Below are 14,077 nucleotides of genomic sequence, written 5' to 3' on the forward strand. Positions count from 1 at the left end.
TGAGGGCGGTCTCGCCGATAAGCCTTCTGTCGGCCGAGGATTTTTCGGGGATCGACCGTGAGAGACCCGCTCCGCAGCGGGCTCGCGTGACTCGGGCGGATTTAAGTGTCTGCGCACCGCTTTTTCGCATATGAGTAAATCGTATCTGTCCGCTGGCGACGAGGCACCCGACGAGGAGGTCGTTCGCGTCGGGCTCAACGGGTTCGGCCGGATCGGCCGCAACGTCTTCCGTGCGGTACTGGACGATCCCCGGGTCGAGCTCGTCGGGATCAACGACGTGATGGAGTTCGAGGACATGCGGTACCTCGCGAAGTACGACACCGTCATGGGGCGGCTCGACGGCGTCGAACTCGTCGACGACGAGCTGGCCATCGGCGGCACGTCGGTTCCGCTGTTCAACGTCCAGGACCCCGCCGACCTTCCGTGGGACGACCTCGACGTCGACGTCGCGCTCGAGTGTACCGGGGTCTTCCGGACGAAGGAGGACGCGAGCGCGCACCTCGCCGGCGGGGCCGATACCGTCGTCATCTCCGCGCCGCCGAAGGGCGAGGAGCCGGTCAAACAGCTCGTCTACGGCGTCAACCACGACGAGTACGACGGCGAGGACGTGGTCTCGAACGCCTCCTGTACGACCAACTCCATCACGCCCGTCGCGAAGGTCCTCGACGCGGAGTTCGGCATCGAGGCCGGCACCCTCACCACCGTCCACGCCTACACCGGCTCGCAGGCGCTCATCGACGGCCCGAAGGCGAAGACCCGCCGCGGGCGCGCGGCCGCCGAGAACATCGTGCCGACCTCCACGGGCGCGGCCGGCGCGGCCCAGCAGGTCCTCCCGCAGCTCGACGGCAAGATCGACGGGATGGCGATCCGCGTTCCCGTCCCGACGGGCTCGATCACGGAGTTCGTCGTCGACCTCGAGGCGGACGTGACCGAGTCACAGGTCAACGACGCCTTCCGCGCCGCCGCCGACGACGGGCCGCTCGCGGGCGTGCTCGGCTACACGGACGACGAGGTCGTCTCCAGCGACGTCACCGGCCTCCCGTTCTCCAGCTACGTCGACCTCCAATCGACGAACGTCATCGCCGACGGCGGACTGCTCAAGGTCCTCACGTGGTACGACAACGAGTACGGCTTCTCGTGCCGGATGCTCGACATGGCCGCGTACGTCAACGCCGAGTCGTAACCGGTTCTCGATCCCGAACATTCGACGTTTCCGACCCGGGAATTGACAACCACCGCCGACGCACGTCCCGACACATCCCAGTCCCACCCATGCCAACTCCATCAAAGCCGACGTTCCAGACCATCGACGACCTGCCGGCCGACTCGCGCGTCCTCGTCCGCCTCGACCTGAACTCGCCGGTCGAGGACGGCGAACCGCAGGACAACCGCCGGTTCGAGCGACACGCGCGCACGGTTCGAGAGCTCGCCGACGCCGGCCACCGCGTCGTGCTCATGGCCCACCAGGGCCGTCCCGGTCGCGACGACTTCACGTCGCTTTCGGGCCACGCGTCGATCCTCGCCGACCACGTCGGCCGCGACGTCGACTTCGTCGCCGACACCTACGGCGAGGACGCGCTCGCGGCCATCGAGGCGCTCGAGGCGGGCGAGGTGCTCCTCTTGGAGAACACCCGAATGTGCGACGAGGAGCTCCCCGAGGAGCCGCCCGCGGACAAGGCGGCGACCGAGTTCGTCCGGACGCTCGCGCCGCGCTTCGACGCCTACGTCAACGACGCCTACTCGGCGGCCCACCGAAAGCACGCCTCGCTGGTCGGCTTCCCGCTGGCGCTGCCCGCCTACGCCGGCCGCGTGATGGAGACGGAGTACGAGGCCAACACCGCCATCGCCCGCAAGGAGTTCGACGGTCCGGTCACGATGATCGTCGGGGGGACGAAGGCCACCGACGTGATCGGCGTGATGGACGCCCTGGGGGACCGCGTCGACCGGTTCCTGCTCGGCGGCGTCGCCGGCGAGCTCTTCTTGCGTGCGGCCGGCCACCCGGTCGGCCACGACCTCGAGGGAACGGACCTCTTCGACGACCAGTGGGAGCGGAACCACGGAACGGTCGAGTCGGTCCTCGAGGCGCGCGGCGAGGCGATCCACCTCGCGAGCGACCTGGCGTACGAGGGCGACGACGGCGACCGAGCCGAGGTCGCGGTCGCGGAGATCGACGAGAAAACGGACGCATACCTCGACGTCGGCTCGGGGACGGTCACCGACTACGAGCCCCTCATTCGCGAATCCGACGCGGTGTTCGTGAAGGGCGCGCTCGGCGTCTTCGAGGACGAACGGTTCGCAGACGGCACCGTCGGCGTCCTCGAGGCCATCGCCGAGACCGACTGCTTCTCGGTCGTCGGCGGCGGCGACACCTCCAGGGCGATCGGAATGTACGGGCTGGACGAGGACGACTTCTCGCACGTCTCCATCGCCGGCGGCGCGTACATCCGGGCACTCACCGGCGAGCCGCTTCCCGCGATCGAACTGCTCCGGCGGGCGGACGACGCGAGGGAGTAGCGCGCTCGGCGTCGACGAACACCGTACCGATAGGATCGGAAACGACCCTCGGATACGGGTACCGGCAGGGTGGCCGGCGAACCCGATCGATGCCGTTTCCTTGATATACCGACTCGACGGGTCTCTTCCAATGGGATCAACGGCATTGGCGATGAAGGCCCGCCGCTCGTTCGCTGACGATCGCCCCTTCGCTTGGTGTCTCCTCGGGACGTGGCTGTTGACCGCGGCGACTCACTATTACGTCATCACGCCGGCGAGCGTTCTCGGCGTTGTCGCCGGCGATCTCGGCACGAGCGAGGCACGAGCGATCTGGCTCGTGAGTGCCGTTCCCGCCTCTTGGGCGGTGACCAACTTCGTGCTCGGCGTGTGGATCGATCGGCTCGGCGATTACCGGATGATCGGGATCGGCACCGTCATCGTCGTCCTAGCCGGGATCGGAAGTTGGTGGACGGCCCTGGACGGGGCGTTCCTTCCCCTCATGGGAACGAGACTGGCCGCCGGCGTCGCCGTCGGCGTCATCTGGACGGCGTCAACGAACTTGATCGGAGGGGCGGTGTCGGCGGCGAACCGCGGAACGGCGATCGGCGTCTTCCTCACGAGTGCGCCGGCGGGTTTCGCTCTCGGTCAGCTTTCCGTCCCACACGTCTCTGCGGCGGTCGGATGGCAATCGAACTTCCTCCTGACGGGACTCGCTGCGGGGTTGGCGTTCGCGCTCGTTACGGTCGGGATACGGGGGCTCCCGGTTACTCCACCCACGAACACCGCCTCGGTCGGCGCCAACTTCTCGATCGTTTCGGAGCATCGGATCGTTTGGTACGCCTCCGCGATGGCGTTCGCAGCGTACTCGTATTATCTGTTCATGAACAGCTGGCTGCCCTCGTATCTGACGGAGGAGTTCGCTCTGTCGGCCGAACTGAGTGGGCTCCTCGCGGCGGTGTTTCCCGCGATGGGCGTTCTCTCGCGGGCCGGCGGCGGGTTCATCTCCGACCGACTGTTGGGCCAGCGGCGGGTTCCCGTCCTCCAGGCCGCGTTCCTGGTCTCCCTGCCGCTGGTCGTCCTCATCGCCGGAACCCGATGGCTCGCGCTCATCGTTGCCGCGTTGGTCGTCGCGGGGTTCGTCATCCAACTCACCTTCGGCGTCGTCTACAGTTACGTTCAGGAGAGTGTCGACGCCGACGTCAGCGGGACGGCGCTGGCGTTCGTCACGACGGCGGGCATCTCGGGGGCGTTCAGCGCACCGATCGTCGCGGGGGAACTGATCGAACTATCCGGGTCGTACCTGCTCGCGTTCGCCTATGCGACCGTCCTGACGGCGATGGGACTCGTCGTTTCCGTGTCCGCTCCCGAATCGCGGCGATCCTGACGTCGTTTCGACGGAGGCTCCGCAGTCGACCGATCCCCTTCTTCCGATGCTTCAGTCGTCCCCGGGCGCGAAGCTCGAGGAACCGCCGCCCCCGGCGTCGGCCGGCCCCGTCACCGAGTAGTAGAACATGATCAGCATCGAGACGATCAGCGCGCCGCCCCAGAGGAACCCGGTCGGCATGAGGAACGTCAGGCCGAACCCCTCGCCGAGCCAGACGATCCCGGGGATCCCCCACTGGCCGGCGATGAAGAGCACGGTCACGGCGGTTCGTACGTTCCCGGTCACGCCGAGCGCGGGGACGGCGAACCCCATCACGATCGCGAGGATTGAGAGCACCCCGAGGTGGGCGTGTCCGCCGATCATCCACGGCGGGACGGGGCTGCCGCCCGCGACGATAACGAACTGGTGTAACCCGACGGCCATCATGACCGCCAGTCCGAGAAATCCGGAACCCTTCAGCGCGCGTGTCATGGATTCGTCGACATCGATCTTCCGAGCGTTTCATAACGTTTTCTCTACGAGAACGTCTTTCCGCGAGCCGGCCGTCGCCCGCCGAGGCGCGTTTCTCCGTTTACTCAACGCTTTTTCCGCTCGGCCCGGAGGGGACGGGTATGGAGCCACTGACGACGTTCGCCGACAGTTCGCTTTCCGAGATCCGCCGAGACCTCCACCGACACGCGGAGGCCGGCTGGAAGGAGTTCCGAACCTCGGCGCTTCTCGCGGCCGAACTCGAAGCGCTCGGCTACGAGGTGTTCCTCGGCGAGGAGACCGTCGACCTCGACTCGCGGATGGGCGTTCCCCCGTCAGACGAGGTCGCCGCGGCTCGCGAGCGCGCACGCGAGGAGGGCGCGCCCGAGGAGTATCTCGATCGGATGGACGACGTCACCGGCGTGATCGCGACCCGGACGTTCGGCGACGGACCGACGATCGGGCTCCGCACGGACATCGACGCGCTGGAGCGTCAGGAGGCGATGGACGACGACCACCGACCGGCGGCCGAGGGGTTCGCGAGCGTCCATCCCGGCGAGATGCACGCCTGCGGCCACGACGCCCACGCCGCGATCGGGCTCGGCGTCGCCCGCGCGTTCACCGAGGGCGACTTCGACGGCACCCTCAAACTCTTCTTCCAGTCCGCCGAGGAGGGCGGCCGCGGCGGCAAGCCGATGGCCGAATCGGGCCACCTCGACGACGTCGACCACCTGCTCGCGGTCCACGTCGGACTCGACGAGTCCGTCGGGACGATCGTCTCGAGTTACGACGGACCGCTCTCGAACGCCAAGCTCGACGTGGCGTTCTCGGGCGCGCCGGCCCACGCCGGCGGCCAGCCCCACGCGGGGCGGAACGCCCTGCAGGCCGCCACGGCGGCGATCGGCAACCTCTACGGCATCGCCAGACACGGCGACGGCGCGACGCGGATCAACGTCGGGCGGGTCAACGCCGACAACGCCCAGAACGTGATCTGCGAGGAGGCGACGATGCGCGTCGAGGTCCGCGGCGAGACCCACGACCTCAACGAGTACATGCTCGGACGGACCCGCGAGGTCGTCGACGGCGCGGCGACGATGCACGACGTGACGTACGAGACGAGCCTCTACGGGAAGACGACGACGTTCGAGAACGACGACGCGGTCGTCGAGGTCGTCGAGTCGGCCGCGAACGCGACCGACGGCGTCGAGTCGGTGATAACGAAGGAGTTCGGCGGCAGCGAGGACGCCTCCTACCTGATCCGGCGCGTCCAGGAGCGCGGCGGGACGGCGGCGTACCTCGGCGTCGGCGGGAGCAACCCGGACGGCCATCACACGGCGTACTTCGACGTCGACGAGGCGTGTATCGATCTCGGCGTCGACGTGATCACGGACGCGGTCCGGCGTCTCGCGGAGAGCTAGGTCGGACCGCTTCGTCACGTCGATCGCGCCCCGCGAAGAGCGTCTACCGTCCGTATCGTCCGTCTACTCCTCGTTGAGGTCGAGTTCGAACTGCTTGTTCTCGGTGACCGCGTTGAGCACGACGCTGGTGTTCGACTCGCGGATGTCGGCGTCGGTGAGGATCTCCTTGATCTGGTCGTTCATACCGTCGGTGTCGGTGAACTTCCCGATCGCGATCACGTCGTAGTCGCCCGTGACCTCGTAGACGCTTATCATCTGTTTCTGCTTGCGCAGCTTCTCGGTGACGTCCGGGAGCGCGCTTCCCTCCACTTTCAGCTGGAGAATGGCGGTCACGTCGAAGCCGAGCTTGTCGTAGTCGACGATCGGGCTGTACCCGCGGATGACTCCCTCGTCCTCGAGGTCGCGGAGGTGATTCGAGACGGTCGTCACGGAGACGTCGAGCTCGTCACCGAGGCTGCGGAGACTGGCACGGCCGTTTCCGAGAAGCGAGTTCACGAGTTTGGCGTCGAGGTTTTCGTACGTCATTGGGTTCGATCACGGTTTGGGGGGTTTAGAATTTTACGAACGTCCACTCTTTTCGGGGACTCGGCGGTTCATGCGTCAAGCGACAAGGCCTTTATACTGGCAGATAACGAGGTAACTGTCCAAAACATGACCGGCGACCACGCGAAACCGGACGGCGGCCTCACGGCCGAAGAACAGGCGGTACTCGACGAGATCGACGAGGAGAACGTCGACTTCCTGCGGCTCCAGTTCACCGACATCCTCGGCGTCGTCAAGAACGTCTCCGTGCCGGCCCACCAGGCCGAGAAGGCGTTCACCGAGGGTATCTACTTCGACGGCTCCTCGATCGAGGGGTTCGTCCGCATCCAGGAGTCCGACATGCGGCTCGTCCCCGATCCCGAGACGTTCACGGTGCTGCCGTGGCGCAGCGACGGCGACGACGACTCCGCCGCCGCTCGCCTCATCTGTGACATCGTCGACACGGACGGCGAGCCGTTCGTCGGCGGTCCACGCCAGGTGCTCAAGAGCGTCCTCGAGAAGGCCGACGACATGGGATACTCCGTCTCCATCGGTCCCGAGCCGGAGTTCTTCCTGTTCAAGACCGACGACGAGGGGAACGCGACGACGATCCCCCACGACAACGGCGGCTACTTCGACCTCGCGCCGAAGGACCTCGCGAGCGACGTCCGCAAGGAGATCATCTTCACCCTGGAGGAGATGGGCTTCGAGATCGAGGCGTCCCACCACGAGGTCGCCGAGGGGCAACACGAGATCAACTTCAAGTACGACGACGCGCTCACCACCGCGGACAACATCGCGACGTTCCGCGCGGTCGTCCGCGCGGTCGCCGCCCAACACGACCTCCACGCGACGTTCATGCCCAAGCCGATCGCCGAGATCAACGGCTCGGGGATGCACAGCCACATCTCGCTGTTCGACGAGGACGGCAACGCCTTCGCCGACGACGACGACGAGTTCAACCTGAGCGAGACCGCCTACCAGTTCATGGGCGGCATCCTGAACCACGCACAGGCGTTCACGGCCGTCACGAACCCGACCGTGAACTCCTACAAGCGGCTGGTGCCCGGCTACGAGGCGCCGATCTACGTCGCGTGGTCCGACACGAACCGTTCGGCGCTCGTCCGCGTCCCCGACGCCGCGGGCGTCTCCGCCCGGTTCGAGGTCCGCAGTCCGGACCCGTCGTGTAATCCCTACCTCGGAATGGCGTCGCTCATCGCCGCCGGACTCCACGGGATCGAGACCGACGCCGACCCCGGCGACCCGGTGCGCGAGGACATCTACGAGTTCGACGACGCCAAACGCGAGGAGTACGGCATCGAGACGCTCCCGCCGAACCTCGGCGCGGCCGTCGAGGCGCTGGAGGCCGACGAGGTCGTCCAGGACGCCCTCGGCCCGCACGTCTCCGAGAAGTTCGCGGAGGCCAAATCCCAGGAGTTCAGCGAGTACCTCACCCAGGTGTCCGAGTGGGAGGAGGACCGCTACCTGGAGACGTTCTGAGGGCGTCGAACCTCCGACTCCGATTTTCCTTTTTTCGACCCGTCAGCGACGCGTCCGCGTCACCCGAAGATCCGCAGTAGCCCGAGGACCCATCGGAGACCCTCGGAGAGCGCGAACAGCGCGCCCTCGATCCGCGAGAGTCGGCGGCCGGTCCACAGCGCGGCGACCATCAGGACCGTCACGACCACGAGCCAGAGTCCGGTCTCGACGGCCGCACCGCTCGTCGTCAACGGCCGGAGCGCGGCCGCCACGCCCAGGATTCCGAGGACGTTGAACAGGTTCGATCCGACGACGTTGCCGACGGACATCCCGACGTGCCCCTCCCGCATCGCGACGAGCGACACCGCGAGCTCCGGCGTCGAGGTCCCCGCGGCGACGACCGTCCCGCCGATGACCCACTCCGAGATCCCGGCGTCGCGCGCCAGCGACGTGGCCGCCTCAACCATGAAGTGACCGCAGACGAGCACGAGTGCGAGCCCGCCGACCAGGAGAACGGCGTCGCGGCCGCGGAAGCGGGCGCGACCGGCGAGCGTCTCGGTCACGCGCGAGTCCGGGTACACCGTGTCGATCGACGAACCGCCCCGTTCGTCACGGAGGAGATGGCCGGTGTACGCGGCGAACCCGACGGCGAGCGCCAGTCCCTCCGGACGCGTGACGACGCCGTCGGCGACGGCCCAGACGCCCGCGAGCGTCGCGATCACCAGCGCGATCCCGTCGCGGTGGACGAGCGATCGCTCGACTGGGACGACCCGTATGAGCGAGACGACGCCGAGGATGAACGCGAGGTTGTAGACGTTGCTGCCGATCACGTTCGAGACGGCGACGTCGCCGAGCCCCGCGAACGCGGCGTCGATCGAGACGACCAGCTCCGGGGTCGACGTCCCCATCGCGACGATCGTCAACCCGATCGTCAGCTCGGAGACGCCGAACCGACGTGCGAGCCGGACCACCGCGTCCACGAGCGACCGTGCGCCGACCCACAGGCCGAACACGGTGGCGGCGATGATCGCGACGTCGACGAAGGATGAGCCGACCATCGTCCGGTGTGACGAGGGGAGGCGTCTTAAGCGGTCCAGCCGAACCGTTCCGGGAGCGCCGGCAGCGCGACGACGGCGACGACGGCGGCGGTCGTCGCGATCAGCGTGACCGCGAGCGAACCGGCGAGCGCGTACGCGCCGACCCACAGGCTCCCGGTGACGGCGAGCGCCGGGACCGCGATCCGGACGGGGACCGCGGGCTCGTCGCCGTCGACGAGCAGCCAGCCGACCGCGCCGCCGACGCCGGTCGCGATCCCGATGCCGGCCTCGACGACCTCGCCGGTGTGACCGCCCGCCGCCGCGACCCCGGCCGCCACGACGGAGAGGGCCGCCGCCAGCAGGAACGCCGGAGTCGGGTCGATTTCGGATCCGCCGACTACACGGTCGACCCCGAAACCACGGAACCGCGCGTCGCCCGCGAGCCCCAGCACCCCGACGACGACGCCCGCGCCGACGAGGAGGCCGGCGACGACGTCGACGACGTAGTGGACCTCGATGGCGACCCGCGAGGCGGCCACGGCGACCGCGACGCCGCCACCCGCGAGCAGCCGTCGCCTCGCGGTCCAGACCCGGTCGTACAGCAACGCGAGCGCGCCGTACGCCGCCGCCGCCCCCGTCGCGTGCCCGCTCGGGAAGCCGAAGCCGTCGGAGAGCACCTGCGCCTCGTACCAACCGGCGACCAGTCCGGGGAGCCAGATGGGGACGTCCGCGGGGGGCATCGCGCCCGGCGGGCGGGGGACCGCGAACCACGCCTTTCCGAGCGCGGTCGCGGCGTACGCACAGGTGACCGCCGCGATCGCGACCGCGCCCGCCCGACGCGGCGCGGTCGCGAGCCGGTCTCCCGCGAACCAGTAGGCGATCGCCAGGGCGGCGAACAGGAACCACGGGTCCGCGAGATGGGTGACGGCCGCGAAGACCACCACGACGAGTTCGGGAAGCGCGTCGGCGGCGGCGGTCCCGCCGATGCCGCGTTCCGTGGGAACGATCCCGGTCACGGTCCGGTCAGTCGTCCCCCCGGTTACGGGCGTAGTCGAGCGCCTTTCCGGGCGTCTCGATCAGATTGAGTCCGACGCCGACGAGGACGAAGAGCGTGTACAGCCCCAGCGTCGACAGCCCGAGGACGATCATCGCGGCGATCGCGTAGATCCCGTTCAGGAACGTGAACGCGCCGAGCGTCAGCACCGTCCCGTACAGCAGGACGAGGTACGGCCCCCAGCCGCGGGCGTGGCCGCGCCGCATCCGCGAGCGGACGTAGCGTTTCAGCTCCGACTCCAGTGCCGGCTTGTCGACCGTGCGCTCCTCCACGTCGGTCTCGAACTCCTCGAGGCGCGCTCGAAGCCGACCGACCTCCGCCTCGAGGGCGGCGACGTCCGGCGCCCCGCGGGGAGACTCCTCCTCGTCCCCGTCGCCGTCGCCGCGGGACTCCTCGGGGGAACGTTCCGCGCCGCCGTCGCCCCCGCCGCGATCCGCCTCTCCGTTCATATCCGTGCGTCGACCGCGGCCGTGTTGTAACTGCCGGTCCGTGCTCCGGTCGGGAGCCGAACCGGCCGCCGAACCGTCCGTCGAATCGGCGGCCCGACCGTCCGCCGGACCCCCCGTCGGTCCGTCCGCCAGCGTGGCGTTGATCACCGCCCCCACGATCACGATGATCGCAGCGACGTACAGCCACGTGACGAGGAGGAGCACCCCGCCGACGACGCCGTACACCTGATACTGCCCGGCGGTCGCGGCGTACGCCTGGAACCCGGCCTGGAGGACGGTCCACCCCGCGGCGGCGAAGACCGCGCCGGGAAGCGCCTCGCGGAGCGTCACCTCGGGGTCCGGGAGCAGGTAGTACATCGGAAGGAAGACGACGGTGAGTATCACCGGCAGCGCGAGGACGCTCGCGGACGCCAGAAGCGGGACGTCGACGGCTGCGGCGACGGCTCCAACCACGAGCATGGCCGTGATCCCGACGCCGATCCCGATCACGACGGACCCCGCGTCGGTCAGCTGTTCGAGGAAGCCCACCCGCTCTTCGATCCCGTACACCTCGATGAAGGCGGTGTCGAGCCCACGGAACACCTTCAGCGTCGACCAGAGCAGGACGGCGACCCCGAGGAGGCTGGCGCCCGCACGTCCCTGCGCGGACGCGACGGCACCGCCGATCGCCTCCTCGCCCGCGGGGGTCAGGAACCCTCCCACGGATTCGAGCAACTCGGTCGCGAGGGCGTCCCCGAAAGCGGTGGTGGCGACGACGAGGAGCAACAACAGCGCCGGGACGAGCGAGACGAACGCGTAGTACGCGACGCCGGCCGCCAGGAACGTCACCTGCTGGTCCCGTGCGGCGTCGAAGACGAGACGGGCCCTGGCGAGCCCGGATGTCGGGTGTCGAGTCACGCGGATCGATTCGGTCGACGGAGACAAAAACGCGCGGGATTTCGGGACCTACGTCTCGCTATCGAGCACGACCTCCCGCATCTCCGGGATCGACGCCGTCGTCTTGACGGCGGTCCCGCGGTAGTGGGCGCGGCTCGCCTCGTACCCGGCTCCACGAAGCCGGTCGACGAACTCGTCCATGCCGATCGCCGGCTCGCTCCACTCCTTGTACAGGCGGTGTTGGTCGTAGTGGGTCGGCGTGTCCAGTTCGCGCGCGACGGTTCCGAGCAGCTTCCGGGCGCGCTTCGCCTCGCCCATGTCGTCCGTGACGTGTTCGCGGACGGACCGGGCGAACGCGGGGTCGGCGACCGGCCCCAGCCAGAGCGGCCCGGCCGTCAGCACGCGGTCGCTCCCGCAGACGGGACACTCCCCGACCGGGTCCGCGATCAGGCCGTGCGTCGGCTCCCGCCAGAGGCAGTCCTCGCAGCCGTCGACGTACCCGAGCTCGTCTATCGCGTCGTCGGCCGCGCGCGCGCCCGACTCGAGTTCGAGATACGTCCGCGCGTAGTGGCGCGAGACGTGCGAGACGATCGGGCGTGCGGCCTTGTCGTACCGCGCGGCGGTTCGGACGAGCGCCGATATCAGCGTTCGAAGCCCCATCTCCGGGTGGTAGTCGGTGTTCCGCGGTACCGCGCCGTACTTGCGGATCCCGCTTTTCAGGTGGGCACCACAGAGCGGCGCGGTGTCGGTGGCGGTGACACAGACGAGGTTCCGCGCGTTCGCGAACGCGGCGTCGGCGAAGGGGATCGGCGTTCCGTACGGGTCGAGATCGACCACGTCGAACGGGCCGTCGTCGTACAACAGCGCGTTGACGTCGCGGTGGACGGCCTCGCCCTCGAGGTCGTTGTCGGCGAGGTTTCGGTCGGCCAACTCGACCGCGTCGGAGTCGACGTCGGCACACGTCACGTCGTACCCCTCGGCGGCCGCGCGTACGCCCCGGATCCCCGAGGCGGCCATCGCGTCGAGATACGTCGCCGCGCGCGGCTCTCGCTCGCGGTAGGCGCGGAGGGTCGCGACGGTGACGTCGCGGTTCAGTTCCTGTGTGGGATTGAAGAAGACGCCGCCGCCGGTCCCCTCGCTCGCGCCGTCGCGAGCCTCGGGGACCTCCACCGTGAGCCCACCCTCCTCGATGTCCATACTTCGAGTTGGTCGATGCGGGACAAAAGGGCCGCGCTCCGGATTCGACGGGTGAGCGTCATTCGTCCTCCACGGGTGGTCCCGTGGATCTCTGGAACGTCCGTAGTCACGCCTCGTCTTCGACCCGATCCCCGTTCGAAGACCCTCCAGTCCGGTGAGGCTCTCAACGACGAAGCGGTTGCTCGGTGCCGCGAAAGAACGTAAAGGAGTGTAGATGTTCGTTACTCGTTGCCGAACATCTGGCGCATCATCGGATGCATCTCCATGAGCTGCTCCTCCGCGATCTCCTCGTACAGCTTGTACGTGATCGAGACCGCGAGCAGCAGGCCGGTCCCGGAGACCTGCCCGATGGTGCCGAGCAGGTTCGCCATCACGGCGAGCAGCCCGACGAGTGCCCCACCGATGACGGTCACCTGCGGGATGTATCGTTCCATCACCTTCTCTACGACCTGCGGGTTCCGGCGGAACCCGGGGATCTGCATCCCGGAGTTCTGGATCTGCTTCGCCGTCGCCTCCGGCCCCATGCCGGTGGTCTCGACCCAGAAGATCGCGAAGATCGCCCCGCCGACGACCATGAACGTGAGGTCGATGGCGAGCCGAACGGCGATCATCCACGGCTCGACCGACGCCGGGATCTCCCCGAGGAACCACATCCACTCGGTTCGCGACTGGATCGGGTTCAGGTAGTAGAACAGTCCCGAAAGAGGCTGTCCCTGGTCGCTGTAGGTACCGAGCCACGCCGGCATCCCCGCCCACTGCGAGGAGAGGATCTGCCCGAGGAACTGGACGTTCGCCTGGAGCGCGCGAACGAGGATCATCGGCAGGACGGACGCGTAGATGAGCTTCACCGGGAAGCGGCCCCGGGCACCCTTCACGCGGGCGTGTGACAGCGGGATCTCGACGCGGACCGACTCCGCGTACACGACGATCCCGAAGATGAACACCGTCGTGAAGAGCGCCAGAACGTTTCCGGGCTCGAAAAGCAAGTTCTGGAGCCCCTCGGCCGTGAACGGCGACAGTGAGACGGGAACGTCACCGAAGACGATCCCGTACCAGCTCGCGAAGAAGCCGGGCGCGCCGAGCGCCGAGAAGCTGAAGAAGCCCCCGACGATCTGCTGGCTCACGGCGGCGATGATGAACAGCCCCACGCCGGAGCCGACGCCCCACTTGCTCACGATCTCGTCCATGAACAGAATGAGGAGGCCGCCGACGAAGACCTGCGCGAAGATCAGTACCTCGACGCCGAACTCGCCGATCCCGAGCGCCTGTCCGACGGCCTGATCGGCTGGAAGGAACTCGCCGGTGAACACCATCGGAGCGGCCGTGAGCGCGGTGACGATGATCACGAGCAGCTTCTGGAGGCCCTGATAGAGGACCTGGTCGCGCGGGTCGTCCGTGTCGAGCCCGAGCAGGTTCGCGCCGCCGAGCAGCTGTAACACGATCGACGCCGTGACGATCGGACCGATACCGACCTGTAACAGCGAGCCCGACTCCCCGGCCAACACCGAGCGGAACTGTCCGAAGAAGTCGCTCCCCTGTTCGGCCGCCAGGCCGAACGGATTGATGTTGGTCAAAAAGAAGTAGACGAGCAGGATCCCCGCCGTCCACATGAGCTTGCGCCGGAACGGGACGTGACCCGCGGGTCGCTCCACGACGGGCATCCGCGAGAGCACCGGTTCGGCGACCTCCTTCCAACTCAT

The 14,077-nt window shown here is 68.2% G+C and carries 12 protein-coding genes; 5 read left to right on the forward strand and 7 right to left on the reverse strand.

Annotated features, from left to right (window positions below):
* Positions 1-130: 130 nt before the first annotated feature.
* From gap to OKW78_RS09445, 3 genes are all read left to right on the forward strand, one after another.
* Positions 131-1,183, forward strand: coding sequence for a type I glyceraldehyde-3-phosphate dehydrogenase (gene gap, locus OKW78_RS09435; protein WP_281194930.1), 1,053 nt, complete (start codon positions 131-133; stop codon positions 1,181-1,183).
* An 89-nt stretch (positions 1,184-1,272) separates the two neighbouring features.
* Entirely contained in the window at positions 1,273-2,514 is a 1,242-nt protein-coding gene (gene pgk / locus OKW78_RS09440; protein WP_281194931.1) for a phosphoglycerate kinase, read from the forward strand.
* Between the two features lie 130 nt (positions 2,515-2,644).
* Positions 2,645-3,877, forward strand: coding sequence for a nitrate/nitrite transporter (locus tag OKW78_RS09445; protein WP_281194932.1), 1,233 nt, complete (start codon positions 2,645-2,647; stop codon positions 3,875-3,877).
* A gap of 51 nt (positions 3,878-3,928) precedes the next feature.
* Here the strand turns inward: OKW78_RS09445 and OKW78_RS09450 are convergent, their stop codons facing one another.
* Entirely contained in the window at positions 3,929-4,348 is a 420-nt protein-coding gene (locus OKW78_RS09450; RefSeq protein ID WP_281194933.1) for a hypothetical protein, read from the reverse strand.
* A 140-nt stretch (positions 4,349-4,488) separates the two neighbouring features.
* Between OKW78_RS09450 and OKW78_RS09455 the strand changes: the two genes are divergently transcribed.
* Entirely contained in the window at positions 4,489-5,763 is a 1,275-nt protein-coding gene (locus tag OKW78_RS09455) for an amidohydrolase (RefSeq protein WP_281194934.1), read from the forward strand.
* Positions 5,764-5,826: 63 nt separating this feature from the next.
* Here the strand turns inward: OKW78_RS09455 and lrp are convergent, their stop codons facing one another.
* Entirely contained in the window at positions 5,827-6,288 is a 462-nt protein-coding gene (gene lrp, locus OKW78_RS09460) for an HTH-type transcriptional regulator Lrp (protein WP_122106361.1), read from the reverse strand.
* Positions 6,289-6,414: 126 nt separating this feature from the next.
* Here lrp and glnA point away from each other — a divergent pair, with 126 nt between their 5' ends.
* A complete protein-coding gene (gene glnA / locus OKW78_RS09465; protein ID WP_281194935.1) occupies positions 6,415-7,785 on the forward strand; it encodes a type I glutamate--ammonia ligase in 1,371 nt (456 codons plus the stop codon).
* Positions 7,786-7,844: 59 nt separating this feature from the next.
* On the opposite strand, the gene OKW78_RS09470 is transcribed toward glnA, so the two are convergent.
* From OKW78_RS09470 to secY, 5 genes are all read right to left on the reverse strand, one after another.
* Entirely contained in the window at positions 7,845-8,822 is a 978-nt protein-coding gene (locus OKW78_RS09470) for a calcium/sodium antiporter (RefSeq protein ID WP_281194936.1), read from the reverse strand.
* Between the two features lie 26 nt (positions 8,823-8,848).
* Positions 8,849-9,817 (reverse strand): phosphatase PAP2 family protein, encoded by a 969-nt coding sequence (locus OKW78_RS09475; RefSeq protein WP_281194937.1) that lies wholly within the window; start codon positions 9,815-9,817, stop codon positions 8,849-8,851.
* Between the two features lie 7 nt (positions 9,818-9,824).
* Positions 9,825-11,201 (reverse strand): YihY/virulence factor BrkB family protein, encoded by a 1,377-nt coding sequence (locus tag OKW78_RS09480; RefSeq protein ID WP_281194938.1) that lies wholly within the window; start codon positions 11,199-11,201, stop codon positions 9,825-9,827.
* Positions 11,202-11,249: 48 nt separating this feature from the next.
* Positions 11,250-12,377 carry a tRNA (guanine(26)-N(2))-dimethyltransferase gene (locus tag OKW78_RS09485; RefSeq protein WP_281194939.1) on the reverse strand — a complete coding sequence of 376 codons (1,128 nt, stop codon included), beginning with the start codon at positions 12,375-12,377 and terminating at the stop codon, positions 11,250-11,252.
* Between the two features lie 221 nt (positions 12,378-12,598).
* Positions 12,599-14,077: a preprotein translocase subunit SecY gene (gene secY, locus OKW78_RS09490; RefSeq protein ID WP_281194940.1), complete on the reverse strand. Its 1,479-nt coding sequence runs from the start codon at positions 14,075-14,077 to the stop codon at positions 12,599-12,601.

It is taken from the genome of Halorubrum sp. F4 (genome assembly GCF_027257195.1).
Classification (GTDB): Archaea; Halobacteriota; Halobacteria; order Halobacteriales; family Haloferacaceae; genus Halorubrum.